Here is a 24432-nt window from a genome sequence, read left to right as displayed (position 1 = left end):
TATTACCTCCAGACAAAACTGCTTATTATAATAACCAGAACATATCCTGCCATCCATAAAACCTGCTTACATGTAATCTTATGCTGTTCTTCCATAATTCTTAATGTGCCATCATATCCTCTTGCTTCCATTGCATCATAGCAGGACTGTGCCCGCTTTAAAGATATCACCAGCAAATTCGCAAGTCCTTTGGAAAAACTTCTAATAGAAGTCTGGTAATTCCGATAACCAAGTCTGGATACCGCAGCATCACGTTGCAAACGGTTACTATCAGACAGAATAAATATATACCGGTAAATCAAATGCATAAGTTCAATTATCAGATCTGGCACATGCATTTTCCGGAATATATTCAAAATCTCTGCTAATGGTGTAGATAAGGTCAGCATATACATGGCACTGATACTTCCTAATGCCTTACACCCAACATTCACTGCTAACCAAAAGCTTTCCTTTGTAATATAGAACTTTGTCCCAAATATTGAAATACATATAGGAATACTTCCAAAAAGGCAAAAATAATCCCCAGATGATTTTCCTATCTGAATCATTATAGCAAGTCCACTTATAAAAATAAATACAAATGGAATAAAAAGCAGTCTTATATAATCTCGAAAGTGTACTTTTCCTGCTAAAACAGATAATACACACATATACAAAAGAGTAAGCAGTGAGACTTTTAAGGAATTCCTGCAAATAACGGCAAGCAATGCAGCAATGGAAAAGACGGCTTTTAAAGTCCCGTTCCATTGACGCATGCCAGAAATATAAGAATACTCGTCTAATGCATGATGATGTCTGTTTTTCATAAAATGCCTCTCCTTCTAAATATGTATAGTGAAGTATGCTTCTTTTCGTGTTTCTAGGGTTTAGGATAACATAAATTTTAGTAAATGTATAGATATTAGGACAAAGTCTGAGTTCCTCAGACTCTCGCGTGCCCTTCTTTTTCAAGGCACTTTTTCTTTGATAGGGAAGGACTCGCAAAGGACCTTCCTATCAAAGAAAAAATGCTGTCACATGTTCCACATAACCAGCACTTTTGTCCCTTTTTCCTTCTCCGAATCTATCCAAATCCCGCTTTCTTCTCCATAAACCATTTTAATCCGCCTATCAATGTTCATAAGTGCAATATGCTTCATTTCGCCACTGCCACCTATCTCCTGATTCCAGATACGCTCTTGAATTGCAGATATTTCTTCTTTAGACATTCCTCGTCCATTATCAATCACCTGAATTACCATTTTTTCATTTTTTTCTGCTCGAATACAGATTTCACCTGTTCTATCACACAAACCATGTACAATTGCATTTTCTACTAAAGGCTGGAGAATCATTCTAGGAATCATGGTATCTAACAGTTCCTCATCCATTTCCACTTTAAACTGAAATTTTCCAGGATATCTGGTCTGCATAATACCCACATATTGCTCTAAAACATGGATTTCCTCTAATAAGGTAATATCTCCATCTCCACCATTTGCATATCTAAGGAGGCAAGAAAGTTCATTGCAAAGCCTTACTGCTTCTTCACGATCCCCTCGATAAATAAAGGCTCTGACTACGTTTAAGGTGTTTACAGTAAAATGTGCGTTAATCTGTTTTTTCAGCAATGCAAAAATCGTTCTTTCCTTTTCAAGCTCTATATCCTTTACCCGCATTTTGGATTCATATAATTCCTTTTCCTTTTCTTCTATTTGAAAAATCATTGCATTCACCTGTTTTACCAGCCCATCAAAATATTCCTCTCCTGTAAGCGGAAGGGGCATATCCATATTACAAGCAAAGTGAGCAAGTACACTATTGAGTGGATGGATAAAATGTTTCTTCCAATAAGATACAAAGCCCGCCATAACTAAAAACAGCAGAACAATTGTAACTGGCACAGCAATTCCAAAGTATTGTCTGACCTGTTTCGTTACAATACTTCTACATAACACAAGAAGCCTGAACCCTGTAAACCCTATGGTTTTTTCCTGATAAAAAATACTGGCATCTTTTTGTTTTGCAAGCATATTCTCATCTATCTCCTGATTGGCACAAAGTATCGTATTCCCAGACAATAGAACAAGTCCCAGATGCTTAAGATTATGGAAGTCTCCCAAAATGCTCTCAAGATTTGTTTTTTCCATTAAAAAAACTACATATCCCAACTGCACATCTTCTTTATTGCAAACCTCATGACTGCAGACAATATACGTCATTCCATTCGTACTTACCGTAAAATTCTGCACTCCATCCTGTATTAATGTTCTGTGCATTTTTTTTATTACCGTATTAGAAATTCTTCCCCGAAACCGATAATATCCTCCATCCCTCCGAAGAATCAATATATTCCCCGCCAAAATATTCTGTCCAATAACCGTATCTATGTCGTTCTCTGTATTGCCAGCTAAATCATAGAAATCCAGCTTGTCTTCTGCTTCCAGCATGGCACAAACCTTTTCTGCATGTGATAAGCGGTATGCAGCATCTCCAATTTCTAATAATTCATTTTCCACTCTGGAAATAATTGCATCAGAACTTGCCTGTACTTGTGCAATCATGTTTTTTTTCATAATCTGCATCGTAAGACAGTAAAATGCAGTCCAAAGAACTACCACACAACTTCCAAGAGCCATAAATTCAAGGAGGAAACTTTCCAAAATTCCACGTTTTTTCATATTTACCCTCTATTTTTCTGCAAGAAGTCCCAACCAGAACTTCTCTATGGATTTCCTGTTTTGTATCAAATACTGCACATCTGTCTGAATCAGATCAATTTCTTCCATTGGAACAGGATTGCCATCCGCAACATCCTTTCTTGCAGACCATGTACCAAGAGTACAAAATGGCTGATATCCTTCTCCCCTTCCATCACTTCCACCTAAAAGATAACGAATAAAAAGTTTTGCAGTATTTACATTTCTAGAACCTGTGGCCAGCATCAGTGCATATGTTGTGACACAGCCCGAAAAAGGGATTAGATGATATACTGGCTCAATCTTATACCCTATGTCTTTATAACGGTATTTGCTAGAAACCATAATTCCAAAATCAGCCTCTCCATCTGCATTTCCAAGTTTCTCACAAACTTCATCACTGCTGTTAGTAAAAACTGTATTTTTTACAATGCATTTCCAAAAATAGTCCCACACACACTCCGACTTTCTATTATACTGTTTTCCAGTATAATCCTGATAAGCTTTTTCCAGTTCTTCTGTATAAGCCGTTGTCATTCCACAAAACGCAAAAGTAGAAAAGGAACGTAGTGGACTTGGCATGTAAATCCTCCCCTTATATTGCTCTTTCGTCAATTCCCAGATATTTTGAATGGGACATTCCATATACTTCCCTGCATTATAAAAAAGCATTTCTGCTTCATCTAAAAAGGACACGGTCTTTCCAAAATGACCTTTCTTCATCTTATCCGCAATATCCTCAGGCATGTATGGTACAACATATCCTGCATCTACTAACTCCTGTCTAAAATCCCCGCTGTTATCATTGCATACAACGACATCGCACTCTGGCCTGCCACTTGCCTCATGCTCTTTAACTGCTTTGATTAACTCAGGGCTTCTTACATCTCTGATTTCCACACAAAGTCCTGGATATGTCTTCTCAAAAGCTTCCTTCACTTTTGTAATTCTGGTAGAAACCGTATATACCACAAGAATATCTTCTTCTAATGCCATTTGATAGAGTTCTTTCTCTGTCTCATCCCCTTTTAAATGTGCACTTTCCTTCCAGACACTTAAGCAGTCTTCTTGCTTCCCACATCCTGCCATAAACATGGCTGCCACCAGAATGAAGCAGCAAATCCTGTTCCTTCTTTTTTTATGTATCATTTTTTTCTCCTAACCAATGCCTTGCTCTCTTCAAAAACGTATTCCATTTTCCATTATCCCATACATCATATCTTCCCTTTACCAGATCATAAGTAAAATCATCCACAAAATTGCATAACGCCTCGTTGTACTCCTTCTTGGAAACTGTCTTTGATAAAAATGCTTCGTAACCCATCTCGGCTCTTGCGTCAATATATTCCGTATCTGAATTTACTCCATTCCAGGTAACTCCTCTTAAATACTTAATCGGCACATCCATAGGTCCAATTCCGTTTAAATGCTTATTCTGTGGAATATTAGAAAGATAATTTTTTGTAACAATGGCAGAAGGTTCTCCAAACAGACTTACCTCATGTCCATCTGAATATTCCCAGTCAACCCCCTCTTCTCCAAATCTCGCTATGAGTGAGCCTTCCGTAGATATCATTTTTTCCAAGAATTTTATAGCTCCCTTTTTGTTTTTTGCATGTTTTGGAACAATAGCCCCTACCATATCATTAACCTTTCTGGTGATTGCATGCTGCTCTCCTTCTGGTCCTTTCAGTGGCAATACGTGAATATACCTGGCCATAATCTCTGGGTTTCCCTGATACAAGATGTCTGCAACAGAACCTGCAGTAAAAATACCAACCAGATCTTCTTGCGAATTTACAATCTCCTGAAGCTGTCTCCTAGAGTAAGTAAAACATCTTTTATCTAGTAATTTTTCAGAATATAACTGATTCAGATATGCAATTCCTTCTCGGTATTCTTTCTTAAATGGCGCATATTCTTCCCTTTTTCCTTTTACATAAAATCTAGATCGGAACGGATCATTTACTATATAGGAATTTAGTATAAATTCCACTGGATTATATTCATATCCATCAAGGCTCCCAATTAACGGTATCTCATCCTTTCTCCCATTTCCATTTGGATCTTTATCCCGAAAGGCTTTTAATACCGCTTTAAACTCTTTTGTAGTCCTTGGAACCGACAATGATAACGCATGGAGCCACCCCGTATTTATCCACATGGTCTGGCCACAGTGCAGCTCTCTATAATTTCCACAATCTGGATAATAATACATGCCATTACTAAGCTTCTCTAACACATTCCGTTCTATATAGGTCTGCAGATCTTTCTTTTCAAGTGTAAAATTCTCTCCTAATAGAACAGCATCAGCTTCCACCTCAGAAGCAAATAGTGCGTCTAAATATTCTCTGCACCTTTTCTGATGAATGATAACAGGCTTAATAGTAAGTCCTGTCTCTTTAGAAAGCCACTTAATATAATAATTTTTATCTGGATTTTGTATCGTCTCTGAATAAGGAAGAGCAACCCGAACTACATTATCAGATTTTCTGTTCTGACATCCTGCCAGTACAAAAAATACTAATAAAAATAACATATATTTTTTCTTTTTCATTCTTCTCCATTCCGCATATCCTTAGGAGATATTCCATAATAATCTTTGAAAACCTTGAAGAAATGATAATACTCCGAATAACCACAAGATAAGGCAACTTCTTTTAAAAGCATGGTTTTCTCCTCAAGCATCTCCTTTGCACGCTTCATACGAATTTCCGTTATGTAACAGGTAAGCGATGTTTTATAATATTTTGCAAAAAGACTGCAGATATAACTCTTACTGAAATTGAATTCCTTAACAAGCATGTCTAGCGTTATTTTCTCGTAGGCGTGTTCCTTGACATAGCTTATAAGGCTGTTAAAAACAGGATTATCTGTTTCATAATCTCTTTTATTTACAGGATATTGTTTTCTAAGTTTTTCATTTAACCGGCGAAGTGTCATTTCCATATCATCATTGTCAACTGGCTTTAATACATAATCAAAACCAGACTGTTGAAAAAAAGACCTGACATTTTCAAACTCGTCATACGCACTAATCATTACGAATTCACATTTTACCCCTGATGACTGCACCTGCCTAATTAACTCATTTCCATCCATCCCAGGCATTTTAAGATCACAGAATACAACATCTGGTTTCAGATTCTGTATCTTACCTACTGCTTCTTTGGGATTGGTTTCACTTCCTATAATCTCAAATCCATTATCCATCCATGGAATTTGATTAATAAGTTCTTCCAGTATAAACTGGTCATCATCCACAAGATATGCACGAAACATCTTTTTCACCTCTCATTCCATATAACACACTATACTACACTATAATTGCTAAAACAAGAAATAACTACCGCATCAAATTTGATACGATAGTTATTTTTCCATAAACCTATTGCATTATATAAAGATTTCTATCTGGTAATCTTAAATGTCTTCTTTACTTTTCCTTTAAAATCACCTTTTCCTGTAATCGTGACACTAGCCTTGCCTCTTCTTCTATTATTTGAGTAAACTAAGGTATAGTCTATATTTTTCTGAAGTGTCCTTCCATTATACTTCACTGTTACAGGTGCTTTTCTTGCGAAACCTGTGTATTTCATATTTTTAACCGTAATTTTGCACTTTTTCATGTCTACTCTAGGGTCTTTCAGCAGGACACTGTAATTCATATCCTTTTCTTCCCCTAGCTCTGGATTTCCATTTATTTTTACATAATATTTTTTTCCTTTTACTGTGGCAAAAGTCATGCTCTCCGTAAATTGTGATGTTGTCCCAGACGTAACAAACGTTCCATTGCTGTCATAAACGGATGTCCACAGATTCCAGCCATTATCCTTTTTGGAAGAAACAATAGTTGTTTTGCTTCCTGTCGCTTTAAAGAACATCCAGTCTTCTTCGTAATAAGCTGCCATGGAACCTTTATAAGTTTTTGACATGGACAATTGAATCTCAACATCTGCCATGCTATCTGTTTCTGGATCCTTTACCGTATTCAATGTAAATCCATAATAATTGTCATCACTAAGACTTGATGAACAATATACATTTACATAATAAACAGAATCTGGTTTTAACCTTTTCTGTTTTCTCTTGCTGCCTGTACTTACAGACATTACAAAATTCCCCTCTGTATCCAGAATCTGAACGGTCATGGCATCCTTCGCAACAAGCCTGTTAAATACCAGATCATAATAATAATCATCCGTTGCTTTTGTGGTAAACTGATACCAGTGCTGTTTGCTTCCTTCATTCTTATCAATTGTTGCCTGATATTCTTTGCCAAACACGATAGTTCCTGCAGACTGGATATTCGTACCATATCCATTATTGCCGTTTGCTTTTTGCGTATTCTCAGTCTTTTTCGTATTCTCTGCATTTTCTTTATTTTCTTTATTCTCATTCTTACCAGTAACCTGACTGTCTTCCTTCTCTTTTTGACTGCCAGCCAGAAGAATACTGTAATTCATATCTTTTTCTTCTCCCAGCTCTGCATTGGACTGAAGCTTTACATAATACAGCTTTCCTGGTTCCGTATCAAACGTCATACTGCCTGCAAATTGTGATACCGTACTTGATTTAATCTGGTTTCCATTGGCATCATAAATAGATGTCCATAGATTCCAGCCATTGTCTTTCTTAGCCAGATTTATGGTTGTTAATTTTGTCTCTGCATAAAATGTCAGCCAGTCTTCTTCATAATAAGCCGCCATGGAACCATTATAAGCGTCTCCAGAAATAAGCTTAATCTTGGCTTCAGCCATATTATCCGTTTCTGGATCATTTACCGTATTCAAAGTAAATCCATAATAATTGTCATCACTAAGGCTTGACGAACAATATACATTTACATAATAAACAGAATCTGGTTTTAACCGCTTCTGTTTTCTCTTGCTTCCTGTACTTACAGACATCACAAAGTTTCCCTTTGTATCCAGAATCTGAACGGTCATGGCATCCTTTGCAACAAGCCTGTTAAATACCAGATCATAATAATAATCATCCGTTGCTTTTGTAGTAAACTGATACCAGTGCTGCTTGCTTCCTTCATTCTCATCAATTGTTGCCTGATACTCTTTGCCAAACACGATGGTTCCTGCAGATTGCACATTTGTTCCATATTCCTTGGCAGCCTTTACTTTCATTTGATTTGCAAAGAACATGAATGCTATCATAACCACTGGCAATAATACCCGCAACTTACTCCATTTGCTTTTCATAAAAGCCCTCCTTGTTTTCTGCCTTCTTTTTACCAAATTTCGGTTTATTATACTATATATAATCCCCTCAAAACATATACTGGGTTAAGATGTTTATATAAAATATTATGATTTTATATAAACATCAAAATAAGGTTTTATAAGTTACAAATCCTCTACTTATAAAACCTTATTTTAGACATTTCCTAAAAGAAATTCTATATTTATCATTATTCTGAACAATAAAACCAGTCTTTCCTTCTAAATTTCCACTACCTTAACTTATCTAGCAGATACGCAAAATACGTGGTCTTTCTGCAGATAATACTAACTCTGGCATCCATCCCATTTTTAAGTTTGACCTGCTCGCCAGTTTTACTTGTCATACTCTTTTTTTCCAGAGGACACATCGCTGTATAAAACTTTCTGCCACTACCCGAATCTGTTATCACGTCATCACTAACCTTTGCAATCTTAGAAGTCAGCACACCGTATTCGTTTCTTGATAAAGATACTACTTCTAAACGAGCTTCTTTTCCAGCTTTGATATTCCCAATATTTGTATTTTCAATATAGATTTCACATACTTCATTTTTGGCATCTATCACACCAAATGCATGCACGACAATATCCTTTTTCGCAAACCGTGACCAGATGATAAGCGTACCTAAAGTCAATATAAACAGATACATACTATATTTTAAAAGTTTATAGGAACAGGCTGTTTTGTACTGGTGCATAAAGCTTTTTGTATCTTCTATATCTGCTAGATTTTCTATCTTATACCGCACGTCCAAAGCCCTCCTTTCCCTCTGTTACTCCACTGTCTTCGCCGCTTAGACACTGCTCGGACCAGAGTTTATAGTAGTAGCCTTTCTTATGAAGAAGCTGGCTATGGCTGCCTTCCTCAATAATCTTTCCTTTATCCATCACGAAAATCTTGTCACATTTTTTTATTGTACTTAACCGGTGCGCAATGATAATTGTAGTAACATTTTCTGTACATTCTTCTAAAGTCTTCTGAATAGCACTTTCTGTTATGGAGTCCAGATTGGAGGTTGCTTCATCCATAATTAAAATCTCAGGATTACGAATCAAAGCTCTTGCAATCGCCAAACGCTGTCTTTGACCGCCTGAAAGATTGGAACCTTTTTCTTCTAATGGAGTTTGAAAGCCCATTGGCTGGCTTTTGATAAACTCATAAATATGTGCTTTTTTACAAGCATCCATCATTCTTTCCTTCGTTACTCCCTCTGCTGCAAACTCCAGATTTTCCTGAATCGTTCCTGAAAAGAAAAATGGATGCTGGGAAATGTAACTGATCTTGCTTCGCAGCACTTCTTTGCTTATCGTATTGATATTATCATGGTTCACCGTAATCTTTCCTTCTTTTACATCATAGAATCCCATAAGAAGTTTGGCGATTGTGGTTTTGCCTGATCCACTTTCCCCTACTAAAGCAATCTTTTCACCAGCTTTAATATCCATATGAATATCATGTAAAATATTTTCCCGAAGCCCATAGGCAAAATTCACATGTTCTAAGGAAATATCTCCATATAAGGTATCTGGTTTTATGTCATCTTCACTGGCTTTTTCTAATTCCAGATCCAGAATTTCCCCTAACCGGTCACTGGCTACAATGGCTTCCTGCAACTGTGGCTGCAAGTTAATTAATCGGCTGACTGGCTCAATAAAGTATGCTAGTAACGCATTAAAACTAATTAATTCTCCCATGGAAAGTTCCCCTTTTAAAACAAGGCTTCCTCCGAACCATAGGATAGCAATGCCAAATACGCCACTTACTATGCTCATAAAAGTTCCTTGCACGTTATAAGTTACTCCATGTTTCAAACAGCATTTCATAAATTTCAAAAACTTGTTTTCTGTTTTCTGCTGCACGATTCCTTCACCGTTAAATGCTTTTACCGTTTCAATTCCCTCTAAAGATTCTACTAAGTAGGAAGAAAGCATGGCGTTAGCTTCCATAACCTCCTGGTTGACTTTCTTTAACCTTTCTTTGAAGCCAAATACTAAACCAAGATATAATACGATTGGAATAAAGCAGGTAAAAAATAATTTTGCATTTTGTAAATATAAAATCACTCCGCCCGCAACTGCCATAATAATATCAATCATTAAGGTTAAGGTAACCGACGAAATGGCATTTCGTATTTTATCTCCATCATTGAATCTGGAAATGATTTCTCCGACTTTTCTTGTACCAAAAAAATGCATTGGAAGTTTTACAACATGATTATAATATCCTAGAAGCAGTGGTACATCAATGTTCTGTGCCATATAGATAAATAAAATCTGCCGGAAGAACTCGGTAAATATCTTGAACAGAAGCAGAACCAGCATTGCAATGGATAGGGAATGAAGGTTTGCACCTAAGTTATTTGGCAAAATATCATCTATTAAAAATCTATAATAAAAAGAGCCTGCAATTCCTAAAAATGTAATAAGGAACGATGCAAGAAAGATATTGATTAAGAGGCCTTTCTGAACTTTTATCAGTCCCCAGAATCTTTGAAACAAGCCCTTTGTATAGTCCCCTTTTTCAAATTTTGCAGTTGGTGTCAGCAATACTAAAATGTCATCCCAGATTTTGAAGAATTCCTCTGGTTTGTATTTCATCATGCCCCTGCCTGGGTCTGCTACCAGAATGCAGTTTTTTGTTATTTTATGTATCACTACGAAATGAAGCAGCATTCCCTCCATGATTACATGAGCAATGCATGGAGTAGGAAGGTTATCAAATATTTCTTCCTTTTTTTCTACCTGAACAGCTCTGGTACTGAATCCTAATTTTTCGGCTGCTTGAACAATGCCATAAACGGTAGAACCTTGCAAGTCCGTTTGAGCTAATTCTCGAATTTTGGAAATTGGCATCTTTAGGCCATATTGTTTGGAGATTGTAGCAAGACAAGCTGGACCACAGTCTTGGATGTCTTGCTGTCTGATACAGTAGTATTGCTTGAACATACTCATTTATCCTATCCCTCTTACTCTAATTTTTGAAACTTAAAATCAAGATAAAGCCAGTCCTGAAACCAGCTTTATCTCGATTTTCTTAATTTTTAGTCTTCAGAATTATACACTTCTTCTCCTGTATTCATATTAAAAATAAATTTATGATATAAATACTTACTATATGGCGATAAACCTGTTTTTGCATAACCATATGTATCAAAATCCCACTCAAAAACTAACTGATGTGTTTCATATGACCAAGCTTGTGCACGATATTTTCCACCTGCAATCCTTTTCTGTTCCATAACGGATAAATTCTTCATAATTCTTTTCCTCCTAAAATTATATGTTTCTATTTTTGTTTTAATAGCGCTATTTACAAATACTATTATAGTAGTGAAATGTGTATCCTACAATTCACCCAAGCCTCCATCCCTTCCCTTAAAATGACCAAGTATTCCTTCCTCTTATGCAGATTGTCAAGAATGTCAAAAAATAAAGGTAACTTTATCCTCTACCCCAGATAAAGTCACCTTTCTCACAATTTCTTCTATGCCGTTTTTCCCGCCTGAACTCTCAAACTACACTTGAGCTGGAACACTCCATTCTCAACCCTATAGCTTAGTATTCCATCGTATTTCTTAACGATTTCCTTTATATTCTGAAGCCCAAATCCATGCTCCTCCCGGTTTTTTTTCCTTGTAAGCAGACCTCCATTTTCTTTTTCCGTCACACCGGCACATGGATTCTCAAAATAAAAATTCAAATATCCCATCTGGACATTTACAATGCACCGGATATACCGTTCTCCCTCTGGAAGCTTCTCACAAGCCTCTATTGCATTATTCATAGCATTATTTATAATCACAGAACTATCATACTCATCCACAGGAATATCCTGACATAGTACGATTTCCCGAGAAGTACGAATTCCCCTTTGTTCTGCCTCTTCCATCTTATAATCCAATAGAAGCTGAACAAAATTGCCACTCTTACGAATCAGCTGATCCATATGGGTATTTTGCTCTAATAATTTTGCCATGAAACACTGGGCTTTTTCCACATCATGTTCTACAAGTAATGCATTAATATTCCCAATATTATTCTTATACTCATGCTGTTTTTTCCGAATCCGTTGAATGGCTTCCTTCTGCTTATATAGAATCTGCCTCTGCATATTCAGTTCAGCCCGAACCTGTAAAAATCCCTGTTCCTTCTTATGCAGATACCATATAAAAAAGAGAACTACTGGCACAAATAGCTCCAACACAAACATCGCTTTCATAACACATTCTCCCACAAATGCTTTTCTAACATATTTACCACTTTAGAAATATTGGCCTTGCTGACTGGAATGCACATTTCCTGCTCTCCTACATACACCTCTGTTCGACGATAAGAAACAATACGGTTAAGATTTACAATAAACCCATTATGGCATCGAGTAAACTTCTCTGGATCCAGTCTCTTTTCCAAATCCTTTAAATTATCCGTATATTCATACTCAGAATCATCGGTCACCACAACCACATTTTTTCCTTTCTTCTCTATATACAGAATATCTTCCTGTCTAATACAACTAGTTGTTCCTTTGTACTTTATTTCCAATTTTGCTCCACCATAACGTTCTAAAAGCTGTTCTTTTTGCCTTGCCACAAAAACTTTATCTAATTGCTCATACAGTTTCTTTTGTTGAAGTGGTTTGAGCATATATGCAAATGCCTCGATTTCAAATGCGGAATATGCAAATGAATCATAATTTGTAACAAATATGATTTTACAAACTGGATTTTTCTTCAGAATTTCCTTTGCAACGTCAATCCCTGATTTCCTATCTATTTCAATATCCAAAATGGCTAGATCTACTTGATTAACAGCAACATACTGTAATGCATCTTTTGTAGTCATTGCCGTATAGATCCGGAAAAGTGCCTGCTTCTTCTTGGCCTGGTAATCCAGAACTGCTTTTTTTTCTAAAATAATCTGCTTTCCTGAATCATCACAAATCAATACATTTAACATCCTGTCCCTCCACTCTTTCTTTTATTGTTTGGTTACTCTATGAAAACAAATCCTTTTTATCTGCGTTCTTTAATCCCTTAGGCCTCTTTGGCTCATAAAGAAAAAAGGTACAGCCAGCAGATAAATCTTCATCTATCGCCGCACAAGTCAATGCTGCTAATAAATTCAGCACAGTTCTCTTCGTAAATATTTTTTTCATTTTCCTTCACCTCTTATTTTTATTCGCAACAACACAGTCTGTGTAATCAAAGCAAAGGTAGCACAAATTCCATTGGTATAGCTCCCACTTACCAAATTAAGCCACAAAAGTACTACTATTGATGCCACAAAACATGCCACACTTTTCACTATACTTGCATGCTTTCCATCATGATAATTTATGAAATTAGCGACTATAACAGCAATCCATTCTATTACTAGCATAATCCCTGTAACGGGTATCTTCCTAGCTACATAAATGTTCACAAGCATGCTCACAGCAAATGTAGCAATACATCGTACATGTGTTTTTGCATGAATTCCCCCAAATAAGAAACGGTAAGGGAGAAAAAAAAGGATATACCAGAATACATTGCTTTCTATCCCTAGAACCAGTGCCAATCCAATGCTAATCAAAAAATTGGCTACTGTGGAAAGAATGATTTCCATGCTATAGTCATAAAATTCCCTATATTTTTTCTTATCCTCATTCTGAAGCAATAACCAGTCTACCAGACGGATAGACAACGTATGAATTTGCATGATTTGATTCTCCCCCTTTTGCCTTTCTTTCTTTTTTATTTTACATCAATCCCATAATAACTGCTATATTTCCTATTTATCTTACCCAAAAATCATACTATTTGTACTTTTCCTAACACTTTGTTCAGTGAACTCACTTATTTTCTTCATTTTCTGTATCATAAATTACATCTGCTAATGCTTCTAATTGCTTCCTGTTGGTAGATAGCAGCAGGCCGATTCCCTTTTCTCTTTTAAACTGCTCGAAAACTCTTTTCAAATCCCTTGCTTCCTTGCTATTTTCAAAAAAAATTTCATTCTGTGCAATAAGTAACCGAATCCCTATTAACTGATCCGCAATACATCTTATCATTACTTGAAAACCGAATTTTAACTCCTCCAATTTCATTTTGCTAAGATATTCTATATGCAGCTCCTTTAACCGCTTCTCAAACTTTTCTCCTATTTCATTACAAAATTCATTACGAAGCATGCAATACATATACACATATTCCTTACAGCTTAAACTGGATTCTATTTTTTCTTTTGGCAACACATCCACTTTCCTTTTGTATTCCCTTAAGTTTTCTTTTGCACGTATCCCATCCAATTCCACACAATTGTCTTTCACAATGTCTAAAAATGCACTGATCATTTTCTTATCAGAAAAATGTACCCCTATTAAAACTCCTTCCTGAACAGCCATTACTATATTTCTTAATTCTAACGGAACTTTATCCATTGAACTGATATCAATAAAAAGGATACCCCCCACCTTCTTTCTTATAATAAAGTCCAATTTTAAGACAATTCCTCTATAAAAACAACAAAGTTTCATTACTTTACATAATTATTTGATTATTTGTACAGATTTTTGCAGATAATAAGGAAAATGATTTGCTCTTCCCAAATAGCATTTTTCATTTTCCTTATTCTTTTCGATTAATTATTAAAATATGTATTCATTACAGATTTCCGATACGTTCGGCCTATTGATATGCTCTTTCCACTTTTTAGAATCACGTTATTCTCCCGTATTTCCTCAATTTCTTTTACATTTACAATTTCGCTTTGATTCACTCTCAAAAACGCAGGACTAAGGCGGCCACATAAAGAAGTTATTGTTTCATAAACTTTATAATCCCGATCTTTTGTATGTATAATACTTTTTGATAACTGTCTTTCCACCGTAATAATATCTTCTTCTGGAACCTTCTTTTTTATATTTTCTTCTGTGATGACAATTTCATGAGAAGCACTTTGCCCTTTCATCGCCATCACCTGCAGCATTGCCCTTTTTAGAACCCTTTTCATTTTCTGTTCCTCTACTGGTTTTACTAGATATCCGATTGCTTCTACATCAAATGCTTCACAAGCAAATTCCCTATGGCCAGTTATAAAAATAATTACAAGATCTGGATATTCTTTCATCAGTTCTGCTGCCAGAAGAATTCCTGAATCACTTCCTAAATCTACATCTAAAAACAGAAGATCCAGCTTTTCCTTTCTTAAATACTCTTTCAGCTGATTCGCCTTTGTAAATCCTGCTACCACAATGTCATAATTTTCCCGTTTCGCAATTTCTTTCACAAAAACTCCATTTATTTTTACATGCAATACTTCGTCATCGCATATTCCGACCTTATATTTCATAAAACCACCCTATTCTGTGTAATTACTACTTTTTTTATAATACAATACCTGAACCATTTTCGCAATAAGACAAAGACTATTTTTACACTATATCTTATTGACATTCTATGTCTGCCCTTGTAAACTGAATTCAGATTCATTAATCTTACATTTGCATACGAATGGAGGCTTTTTCATGAAATTATTAGTAAATATTATTTCACTTTTAATTGAATCTTTCTTAGCTTTTCGCATTACAGATTCAAAACTAGTCTTTAAATATAATCCTAAAAATCATGTCATTCCATTTTTTTTATTTCTTATGATTAATTCCATTCGATATCTTGCCATTCGGAATATTACGTTCCTTTCTTCTACCGCTATGCGTATAACTGCTTTATTTTTGATTTTTCTTGTAATAATGCTTTTTTACCAAGATAAACTCTATTTAAAACTCTGGTGGTATAGTTATAACTATTTACTCAACATTGCACTAGAAGTAGTATCCATACTAATCGTATCCACACTCCTTAGAGTAAATCAGGAATACATATTACAAACCTTTTCCACCTATACCTATTGTCTGATTATTAGTAAGTTTTTAAATATCTTAATTGTGGAATATACAGCACGAAAGTTTCAGTATGCTGTTATTGTACCAAAATCCTTTAAGTTCGAGCTTATCATCATTTTATTGCTGGATTTTATGCTGATTCTCTTTAGCCTGCTGTTTACAACGAAACCGTCTATGCTTCAGCTCCACGGATCCGATTATGTAACTCTGATACTTATCATCATTTTATTTGTATCTGCCCTAATGATTTTGCTTTGCTATAAACTTACCAATCTGGCCAATCAGGAATTAGAAAACCAGTTAAAACTGCAACAGGTTGAATTAGAAAATAAATTAAATGATGATTTAAGTGCTGTAGTCCAAAACCTTCGCTCTCTTAGACATGACATGAATAATCATATTGGAATTATCAAAGGTCTAGCAGACACAAAAGAATATGATTTGCTAAATCAATATTTAAACGATATTTGTGATACGGTATCAAATGCCAATGATTTTATATTTGTAGAAAATCAGCCTTTGCAGATATTATTAAACAGCAAAATCAGCAAGGCACAACAGAAAGGCATCCACATAGAAAGCGAAATTGAAGTCAATGAAATTAAAATTCCAGATAAAGAAATGTGTACTCTATTGGGAAATATCATTGATAATGCGCTAGAAGCTGCTGAAAAAGCCTCCTCTGCTAAATTTGTACAGCTTATCATAAAAGAAAAAGGAAACGCCTGTTTTATTTCCTGTAAGAATACATTTCAAACAGCACCTGTTATTGTTGACGGAAAATTTCTTACTACGAAACGTACCTCTATTGATCATGGTATTGGAACAGAAAATATAAAATCAATTGTAGCTAAATATAAAGGAAGTATCAACTATACCATCACAGAAAAATTTTGTCTAAGCATTGTGATTCCTTATAAATAAAAAAACACTCTTTGAACTATCAGCTTCAACAGCGAAAAGCAAAGTAGACGCGTTTGTCATTTTTCTGATCCCCTTTTTTATTCCTTAATTGTTTCTTCGTGTTTCCTGTTGTCTTTACTTTACCATAGCCCTACCTCCTGTATTGTAAAAAACGATACAGGAAGTAAATTTTCTTTATTCATAATAAACAGTTCATTGCAATGCACACCCCTTTCTTCTATAAATCTCATAGAACCTTCTTGTGTAATCATGTGAGCATTGGGCTGCACTGCTCGACTGCTTTTTTCATATTCCATCTTAGCTAACTCAATCATTCTTCCAATAGAATTACAATTGATTTCCTTATCCAGATTCAGATTTTCCAAGACCGGATGGTTTCTTAATAGATTCAGTCCTTGTTCCATCTAATGTAAAATCCTTATTCTTATGCACCGAGTCTGGGATTATAGATCTTCCTTCCTTTTCCATTCTTCCTGTTCAAAAACAGTTTACCTAAAAATGGGGCGAAGAAAAACACTTCTCCCCATTATCTTTTTATATGATTTTTATTTCTTTAATTTTCGAGTCAATCCAGTCAATCTGTTCGTCTTCTGTCATTTCTTTTGGAACATCTATAAAATGTAACTCAAAATCATGAATAAAGCCATCTTCTGTTCTAGTATCGTGGACTAATCCCAAAACACAGTTCACATAGTCACTATCTCTTTTTACCCCTTCATAGATTGAAAAAATATAAATGTCATTCTGACGGTTTCCAAATGAAACAAAAACAGTATCATCCCGAACAAATTTACCTTTTTCAGATCCATAGCATAACCATTTTTCAGAATCCTGTAAACGTAAAATTCTTTTTAACGTATATTCCATCGTGAGAAATCATCCTTCTTTAATATTTTATACAATTTTAGATCAAATGCTTTTTGCCATTTTCACCATTTTTTCCACTGAATCAAAATTCTCTATCTCCAGTACCGGGTCAGGAAATGCAATTCCAAAATAATCTTCTAGCATGATGATTAAATAGGTAAAAAACTCTTGTCCTATCTTTCCAGACGTAAAAAGCAGTTCCTTATCCGACTCTATTTTTATTAACGTCTGTTCTTCTATAAACTTTCTGATATCCTCTCTTTCCATTATTCCCACCTAAATGCTACAATCGAGATTCCAAAACAGATAACAGTTATTGCCAAAAGAACTATAATGTTTACTAAGTAATCGTTTATATCTTTATTTAGCCATGCTCCCTGCATTGCCTTTACAACATGCGTTACAGGAAAAAATTTTGATGCCTGCTGCATGCCCTTTGGCATGATTTCTAAAGGTACTGTTGCTCCTGTCATAAATAGCATTGGGAAATAAACAATATTGGCAATTGCACTTCCTGCTTTCATATTAGGAGCTAAACTTGCAATTAAAAACCCAATGGAAAATACACTAAATACAGATAATACAAACACTAGGATAACTGCAGGATAAGAACCTTGAAAGTTCAAATGAAATACAATTCTGGAAATAACAATCAATAAAATCATTCCCACAATAGTCATAAAGAAATTTACTGCCAGCTGTGCACTTATCACGTTGCTAGGACTAACTGGTGTAGCCTTAAATCGTTTTAAAATTTTCTTTTCACGGTACTCACATAAAGTAAGAGGCAGATTCATAAGCCCTGTTACTGAAATAATCATTCCTGCATAGGCTGGAACCGACACATCTACCATTCCAAACCCATGATAAATATCCTGAGGCTTATTGCCATAAATTCCTCCAAACATAAGAATCATCATGGTTGGAAACAGCAATAAGAAAAATACATTTATAAAATTGCGAAAAAACAGCTTAAATTCAAAAGTCGTTAATTTTAAAAGAGCCTTACGTTTCATTTAGTTCTCACTCCATTTCTTCATTCTCAAATGTTCTGCCAGATAAATATAAAAATACTTCTTCCAGATCCGGCTTTTGAATATCCAGACTGCTATATTCCATCTTCTGACTGTCTAACCAACTTACTACAGAAGCAACAAAGTCATCTCCCTTGCCATAAACAGTACATTTGCCAGCCTCCTGCTCCACTTTTTCAACTGCTGGAAGCTTTTCCATTTCAAAAATCTGCTTACTTTGACACTGAAAATGCATCCTTTGGGTTAAATTATACTTTTTCAGAATCTCATCTATAGTCCCTACAATTAGAATTTTTCCTTTATCCATAATTGCGATTCTATCACATACTGCCTGCACTTCATCCATAAAATGCGAAATCAGTACAATAGTCATGCCTTGCTCTTTTAATTCTTTTAACAAGTCCCACATCTGATGCCGTGAATTCGGATCTAATCCCGTTGTTAATTCATCTAAAAACAGTACTTTTGGTTTCCCTATCATTGCTAGTACAATAGACAGTTTCTGCCTTTGTCCACCTGACAGTTTTGCAACCATATTCTTTCTCTTTTCCCACAGGCCCATTTTCTCAAGCAGCTGTTTATATGGAACAGGTTCCTTATAAAAAGACGAAAATAATTCACATAATTCATATACTCTCGCATTATTCTGATAGCTCGTATCCTGTAACTGAATTCCTATTAATTCATGAACCTTTTTTCTGTCCCTAATAGGATCCAGCCCTCCAATTCTTATTTCTCCGCTTTCGTATTTTCTTAAACCTTCTATACACTCTACAGTAGATGTCTTACCAGCACCATTCATTCCTATGATGCCATAAATCTCATTCTCTCTAATATGTAATGATATTCCATCGACTGCACAAAAATCTTTGTATTTAACATAGAGCGAATCAACTTTTATCATTCAAACATCCTCCATTATGAAATACTTTCTCTTATTATACTATTTCTTTCCACTTGTGTAAAACCCTGCAAAGGATGCATGCATAATCATAGACGGAATAATACTGCCACATGCTAGAAATGCTATGCTGCCTATTGCTGAAATTGCGAAACTTGATATTCCTAGAATCAGCTTTTGTACTTTCGTATCTGCAAGAATACACTGATTAATAACAAACGCAGCCGTCACAATACCCACTGCTGCTAACGTATTCATGCCACTTACCATTAACCCTTTTAAAAATGCTCCCCGAAAAAATACTTCTTCGAAGCATGCACTGCACATAGGCAATAGCCAGGCAACTTTTGCAGGTACCATAAAAATACCTTCAATCCACTTTATTTTTGACATTTCTTCTTGAATATTCATTTTTGGTTTTATTGTTAAAATCACCATCAAGAATACTGCCATCACCGACATTACACCAATGACCGCCATCATAATTACAAGAAGAAGCATTCCTCCATAGGAAAAAGAAAATAGCTGTAAAAAATGGAAACCAGCAGTTTTACCAAGAATAAAGCAGCTAATAAGCGGAAGAAGACAGTAAATAATTGTTGCAAATATGGAATATGCATAAGAAACAGGCAGACCAAATGCCGAGGACATAAGTAATGTCAGCTTATTTTTTATATACATGTTGGAATAAGATAACATGTAAAGAAAAAGCCATATTGCAAGGCAAAGTACGCCCACCAGCAATACTACAAGACTTTTACTCAATTTTTCTGCTCCTTCCCATAATAATAATCAATACATTCTGCAAAACATGTGCCAGAACAGGAATTAAAATAACTTCTCCGCTAAACACATATAATAGTGCCAAAATAAATCCTGTTATCAGCTTTTGCAGAAAAGTTTCAATACCAAAATAGAGATGGTTCATTGCATAGAACACACCGCTTAACAGTACAAATATGCACACTGGAAGTCCTATCTGTTCCACTAAAGTCTCGTTCCAGACTAGTCGGAAATTCCATTCTTCCAATACTGCCAGCACGATAGTAGAACCCGTTACAAAAGCACTTGCATTCTGCCAGCTGGAATTGACAGCAAAGCCCTTCACCTTTTTCCCTTGAAGCATCATAATTCCTTTTCCTATCAGATACTCCAGGTAAATCACCACAGCACCTGTTATGACTGCCGCCAGATACCATAGTGCAGAGGCAGGCAGCAAAACAGGTAATCTTTTTGGCAGTACCATCAAACTAATTACACATAATATGACATACAGAATATTACACATACATAAATAAATTGCATTGCCCCTTTTTCCTGCATATCTAGCCAGATATGGAAGCATAATCTGTGGAATTGCAGTTGGATAACAAGTTGCAGTAAGTAACAAGACATTAAGGCAAAGGATGTGGATACTCATTGACAACACCACCATATTTCTTTAATCTTGGATGATTCTTAAACGGAAACCCTGGCAAACACATAGCACACAACTCTGGAACCAAGACTCTCATAACACTCCAGCCCTTTTCCATTACCTCGGGAGGTGTAATATCCAGATACACTGCATATTCACTTACTTTTGAGATTTCTTTTACTAAGTGTGAAATCTGTCCTTTGGTATCATGTTCAAAACGAGATGGAATTTCTGAAAGCAAAATGGTCTGATCCATTAACTGATCCAGAAGATTGTTAATCTCATCTGCTTTATCTGGAACTCCATAATACAATACATTGGTATCCAAATCAGAGAAAATGGATTCTTTATTAGAAAATTCTATTTTTTCTGGATCAAATAGTGCATGAAACATATGCATGAAAATAATTGCAGTTGCCTCCATAGTTCCTCTCAATACACCATTTGGTGCATTCAAATCACCTTGGGTCCCAACAATTAAATACGGAAATTTATCATCTTTTCTTCTTAATACAACCGTATAAATCGGAAAATCCATATCTGGCAATGTAACATACAATGGAATAATCTCATATGGTGAATCTTTTCCAAAACCACAACGTTCCAAACATTCCAGTACATCTGGATTGTCAATAATTACTCGCTTAGACTTTTGCATGGTATACCATGAGATAACAAATGAGTCAATCTGCACATATTCAATTAATGCATTTAACAATGCCTTTTCAACCGATTTATGCGAAGCAGTACCCGTTGAGAATGCTGGTGCAAAATACTTTTCCCCCGCTTCCTGGTTTTTGATAAAACCAGTAAGAAGAAGCTGCATTGGCACATAAGTATTTTCTCCAGGATGCACTAAAGATGGACAGCTTATCCAGCCAATAATATCATCCTCTGTCGCCATTTCACTTGAATAAGAGGGCATAATCTGTGCAATCATTTTCTGCTGCTCAGGTGCAAATATATTCAAATATTCCAAAGGCATCGTTCTTCCCTTTTTGGATATTTCCTTATAACTTGCATACTCGACCTTGTCACGAAACAGTTTTTCAATTCCAATTGGTGCGTAACGTTCAACACTTTCTCCCATTAAACGGATCATGGCTTCTTCATTAAAAATACCATAACCACTTAAGTGATACTCTACATTCTTTTCCGGGTCATGAAATGTTTCTTTATGATAATGAGGCATCCTGCCTGTCATAGACTTTAAATTAGGTTCTGGTGGCATATGTACCATTGGTGCAATTACACCATGCATAAGTCCTGTAAGGTTGCCACCTACATATTTGAATTCATTCATAATATGATCGAATGATGGATAAAACTTAAGCATATCTTTTCCCCATTTCTATTTGAACCAAAAGTAAACTTGTTTACTTTTGGTTCTTATTTACATTGTCAATGCGTTCTTTACCATTTCATCTACTAATGCCCTAGATGAAACATTTTTCTCCTCCAATGCTGCTTTCGCTATAGCTCCACATGCCGGACAATAAGGTACTCTTAATAAATCTTGTACCTGAATTTCCATAGTAGGCATGTAAATGGTAAGCAGTCTTCCTGTAAATTTGGAGACACCAATGCGCTTAAATGTATACGCTTCTGAAACTGCAATATTTACAAGCATATTAAGCAGTGGTATTTGGCCAATATTGGTCTTTTTCTTAGTTTCTTTTGCTTTTCTTTGTATTTTTACAAAATTATGATAGGATACATGATCCTCTAATCTTGCCAATGTTCTTAATTCAAAACACTCAAGACAGCCCGTATAGTAAGGATTTGTAGCGAGGGCACCTATAACTGGTCCATCTATAAATGTATAGATGACTGGTATCTTGAATTCTACCGAAATACGGTTTATATTACGCATATTTACTACATTTAAATTCTTTACGCACATAATAATTGCATCATATGGCTTAAACCTCTCTCCAAACCGATTAAGAGCCTGAACCGTAGACAGACCATCTAAATTAGAAGTTAAATCCGCTTCCTTAATTGCCTGCATTTCGCTTTCTTCTAAAATATCCATAGACATTTTAATATCTGCTGCAAGGGTTTTTGCTGACTGGATAGCGTATGCATCATCAGAATAAAAGATAATCTTTTTCTTTTCTGAATCCTCTTCCGATTCTAATTCATCTTGTTCTAAATATCCTAATAAAGATAATGTTAATTCTTTTCCTACACTATTTTCATGTGGTGTTACCAAATAATTCGTTTCATGGAGCTCATTTATTATAGTTTCCACAACTTCTTTCTCATATGGTTCTAAAAGTTCTTGTGAAAGGCTTTCTAAATCATATCCTTCTTCCGTCTGTAACTGTTCCATTACATCCCTTAAATAGTCAGCTGTTGTTTCAGAAACTGTAGACATATCTAATGATACTTCCTCAAAATTGAATACACCCATACGAATTCTGATTTCATCTGAACCATTATCCCATATTCTTACACTATCTCGAAACGCATACACTCTATCTTTGTTTCCCATTAGATAACTCCTCCATTTCCAAATACAGTAAAATGAATAACTTGTTTGCTAACGCCGTCTAATCCCAGCAATTCTTCAATAAACTGCTTATCATATCCTCCAATATCACAGGCTCCATATCCAAGTCCTGTAGTCGTAAGCTGTGCATTTTCTGCTATTTCTCCTGCTTCAATAAACGCATATGCCATTCCAGCATCTCCATATTTATGGGAGTTTAAATACATATCATATACATAAGCAGCACAGAACGCACTTGTAGTAATATCCATATCTCCAAATCCAGCTAAACTTTCTAAATCTTCCTGTTTAAACCCTTCTGATATAAGTCTAAGTGTATGATGGTATGGATAATATTCATATATTCCTCTTTCTAATCCAGTTACATTCCAGATAATCAAATAAAGCTTTACAGAATAAAAACCTCCACCAGATGGATTCGCATGCAGTTTTATCTTATCCGCATCTTTTTCTCCGTCCCGTAATGTCATATACCCTGTAATTCCATTTGATAAATATAAAATGGTAGACAAATCTTGCAATGGAATTGGCCCATCAAACTTTCGAACACTTCTTCTTGCCTGTATTACTGTACTAAAAGCTGTACGGACTTTTTTCGGTTTTGGAAGTTTTATTGTCTCATATGCTTCTTCCTTTTTTTCTTTCATAGCAAATGATAACTGTGCATCTCTGGCACGGAATCTGCTAATACCAATTCGAAAATCAAGCCTTGCACCATAAGTTCTAAAATTAAGTAAATATTCTTCTCCTAAAAAACGATTTACTCTTGAATGATAAATCCCCTTTAAAACCACTTCAGGTGTTCGAACGACCGTCGTATCTGCATATGGCGAAATTAATGTATATTGAGAACTCATATTAATCGTTTCACGATAATGCATATGTTCATCCAAGTACTTTTTTGCCTTTTTATCCAATGCTTAGCCTCCCTCTTCTCCTTTAAACTTCATAAACGAAAATAAGTTGATATAACT

The 24432-nt window shown here is 35.4% G+C and carries 26 protein-coding genes; 1 reads left to right on the top strand and 25 read right to left on the bottom strand.

What is annotated here, in order from left to right:
* Positions 1-2 precede the first annotated feature (2 nt).
* The 15 genes from cbiQ to BMY85_RS02605 form a co-directional block, all read right to left on the bottom strand.
* Positions 3-809: a cobalt ECF transporter T component CbiQ gene (gene cbiQ, locus BMY85_RS02675; protein ID WP_092476111.1), complete on the bottom strand. Its 807-nt coding sequence runs from the start codon at positions 807-809 to the stop codon at positions 3-5.
* A gap of 207 nt (positions 810-1016) precedes the next feature.
* On the bottom strand, positions 1017-2663 hold the full coding sequence (locus BMY85_RS02670) for a sensor histidine kinase (RefSeq protein WP_092476108.1): 1647 nt from the start codon (positions 2661-2663) through the stop codon (positions 1017-1019).
* A gap of 9 nt (positions 2664-2672) precedes the next feature.
* Positions 2673-3830 (bottom strand): ABC transporter substrate-binding protein, encoded by a 1158-nt coding sequence (locus BMY85_RS02665; protein ID WP_092476105.1) that lies wholly within the window; start codon positions 3828-3830, stop codon positions 2673-2675.
* Positions 3820-5238, bottom strand: a complete 1419-nt coding sequence (locus tag BMY85_RS02660) for an extracellular solute-binding protein (protein WP_092476102.1) — start codon at positions 5236-5238, stop codon at positions 3820-3822. The genes BMY85_RS02665 and BMY85_RS02660 overlap by 11 nt, the downstream gene beginning before the upstream one ends.
* Positions 5235-5963: a response regulator transcription factor gene (locus tag BMY85_RS02655; protein ID WP_092476099.1), complete on the bottom strand. Its 729-nt coding sequence runs from the start codon at positions 5961-5963 to the stop codon at positions 5235-5237. The genes BMY85_RS02660 and BMY85_RS02655 overlap by 4 nt, the downstream gene beginning before the upstream one ends.
* Positions 5964-6091: 128 nt before the next feature.
* A complete protein-coding gene (locus tag BMY85_RS02650; RefSeq protein ID WP_092476096.1) occupies positions 6092-7897 on the bottom strand; it encodes a hypothetical protein in 1806 nt (601 codons plus the stop codon).
* A 251-nt stretch (positions 7898-8148) separates the two neighbouring features.
* Positions 8149-8667 (bottom strand): hypothetical protein, encoded by a 519-nt coding sequence (locus BMY85_RS02645; protein WP_092476093.1) that lies wholly within the window; start codon positions 8665-8667, stop codon positions 8149-8151.
* Positions 8657-10870 carry a peptidase domain-containing ABC transporter gene (locus tag BMY85_RS02640; RefSeq protein WP_092476090.1) on the bottom strand — a complete coding sequence of 738 codons (2214 nt, stop codon included), beginning with the start codon at positions 10868-10870 and terminating at the stop codon, positions 8657-8659. Before BMY85_RS02640 ends, BMY85_RS02645 begins: the two co-directional genes overlap by 11 nt.
* 89 nt (positions 10871-10959) lie before the next feature.
* Entirely contained in the window at positions 10960-11175 is a 216-nt protein-coding gene (locus BMY85_RS02635) for a hypothetical protein (RefSeq protein WP_092476087.1), read from the bottom strand.
* 227 nt (positions 11176-11402) lie between these two features.
* Positions 11403-12137 (bottom strand): sensor histidine kinase, encoded by a 735-nt coding sequence (locus BMY85_RS02630; protein ID WP_092476084.1) that lies wholly within the window; start codon positions 12135-12137, stop codon positions 11403-11405.
* Positions 12134-12874, bottom strand: coding sequence for a LytR/AlgR family response regulator transcription factor (locus BMY85_RS02625; protein ID WP_092476082.1), 741 nt, complete (start codon positions 12872-12874; stop codon positions 12134-12136). Before BMY85_RS02625 ends, BMY85_RS02630 begins: the two co-directional genes overlap by 4 nt.
* Before the next feature lie 37 nt (positions 12875-12911).
* On the bottom strand, positions 12912-13073 hold the full coding sequence (locus tag BMY85_RS02620) for an AgrD family cyclic lactone autoinducer peptide (RefSeq protein WP_092476079.1): 162 nt from the start codon (positions 13071-13073) through the stop codon (positions 12912-12914).
* On the bottom strand, positions 13070-13615 hold the full coding sequence (locus BMY85_RS02615; RefSeq protein ID WP_092476076.1) for an accessory gene regulator B family protein: 546 nt from the start codon (positions 13613-13615) through the stop codon (positions 13070-13072). Before BMY85_RS02615 ends, BMY85_RS02620 begins: the two co-directional genes overlap by 4 nt.
* Positions 13616-13748: 133 nt before the next feature.
* Entirely contained in the window at positions 13749-14393 is a 645-nt protein-coding gene (locus BMY85_RS02610) for a hypothetical protein (RefSeq protein ID WP_143066306.1), read from the bottom strand.
* A 143-nt stretch (positions 14394-14536) separates the two neighbouring features.
* Entirely contained in the window at positions 14537-15247 is a 711-nt protein-coding gene (locus tag BMY85_RS02605; RefSeq protein WP_092476070.1) for a LytR/AlgR family response regulator transcription factor, read from the bottom strand.
* A 175-nt stretch (positions 15248-15422) separates the two neighbouring features.
* Between BMY85_RS02605 and BMY85_RS02600 the strand changes: the two genes are divergently transcribed.
* On the top strand, positions 15423-16724 hold the full coding sequence (locus BMY85_RS02600) for a sensor histidine kinase (protein ID WP_092476067.1): 1302 nt from the start codon (positions 15423-15425) through the stop codon (positions 16722-16724).
* 119 nt (positions 16725-16843) lie between these two features.
* Here the strand turns inward: BMY85_RS02600 and BMY85_RS02595 are convergent, their stop codons facing one another.
* The 10 genes from BMY85_RS02595 to BMY85_RS02550 all read right to left on the bottom strand — a co-directional run bounded on the left by BMY85_RS02595 (position 16844) and on the right by BMY85_RS02550 (position 24375).
* Positions 16844-17128: a hypothetical protein gene (locus BMY85_RS02595; protein WP_092476064.1), complete on the bottom strand. Its 285-nt coding sequence runs from the start codon at positions 17126-17128 to the stop codon at positions 16844-16846.
* Between the two features lie 130 nt (positions 17129-17258).
* A complete protein-coding gene (locus BMY85_RS02590) occupies positions 17259-17591 on the bottom strand; it encodes a hypothetical protein (protein ID WP_092476061.1) in 333 nt (110 codons plus the stop codon).
* A gap of 42 nt (positions 17592-17633) precedes the next feature.
* Entirely contained in the window at positions 17634-17858 is a 225-nt protein-coding gene (locus BMY85_RS02585) for a hypothetical protein (RefSeq protein ID WP_092476058.1), read from the bottom strand.
* Positions 17858-18607 (bottom strand): ABC transporter permease, encoded by a 750-nt coding sequence (locus BMY85_RS02580; RefSeq protein WP_092476055.1) that lies wholly within the window; start codon positions 18605-18607, stop codon positions 17858-17860. The genes BMY85_RS02585 and BMY85_RS02580 overlap by 1 nt, the downstream gene beginning before the upstream one ends.
* Positions 18608-18614: 7 nt before the next feature.
* Complete coding sequence (locus BMY85_RS02575) at positions 18615-19529, bottom strand: ABC transporter ATP-binding protein (RefSeq protein ID WP_092476052.1); 915 nt, start codon at positions 19527-19529, stop codon at positions 18615-18617.
* 39 nt (positions 19530-19568) lie between these two features.
* A complete protein-coding gene (locus BMY85_RS02570; RefSeq protein ID WP_092476049.1) occupies positions 19569-20291 on the bottom strand; it encodes a SagF family protein in 723 nt (240 codons plus the stop codon).
* Positions 20284-20946, bottom strand: a complete 663-nt coding sequence (locus tag BMY85_RS02565) for a CPBP family glutamic-type intramembrane protease (RefSeq protein ID WP_177180589.1) — start codon at positions 20944-20946, stop codon at positions 20284-20286. The genes BMY85_RS02570 and BMY85_RS02565 overlap by 8 nt, the downstream gene beginning before the upstream one ends.
* Positions 20921-22279 carry a YcaO-like family protein gene (locus BMY85_RS02560; RefSeq protein WP_092476043.1) on the bottom strand — a complete coding sequence of 453 codons (1359 nt, stop codon included), beginning with the start codon at positions 22277-22279 and terminating at the stop codon, positions 20921-20923. Before BMY85_RS02560 ends, BMY85_RS02565 begins: the two co-directional genes overlap by 26 nt.
* 57 nt (positions 22280-22336) lie before the next feature.
* Complete coding sequence (locus BMY85_RS02555; RefSeq protein WP_092476040.1) at positions 22337-23440, bottom strand: hypothetical protein; 1104 nt, start codon at positions 23438-23440, stop codon at positions 22337-22339.
* Complete coding sequence (locus BMY85_RS02550) at positions 23440-24375, bottom strand: SagB/ThcOx family dehydrogenase (protein WP_092476037.1); 936 nt, start codon at positions 24373-24375, stop codon at positions 23440-23442. The genes BMY85_RS02555 and BMY85_RS02550 overlap by 1 nt, the downstream gene beginning before the upstream one ends.
* Positions 24376-24432 lie beyond the last annotated feature (57 nt).

The sequence above is a fragment of the [Clostridium] polysaccharolyticum genome, assembly GCF_900111595.1.
Classification (GTDB): domain Bacteria; phylum Bacillota; class Clostridia; order Lachnospirales; family Lachnospiraceae; genus Clostridium_AI; species Clostridium_AI polysaccharolyticum.
The sequence above is the reverse complement of the archived record's forward strand: the minus strand, read 5'-3'. Positions and strand labels throughout refer to the sequence as shown.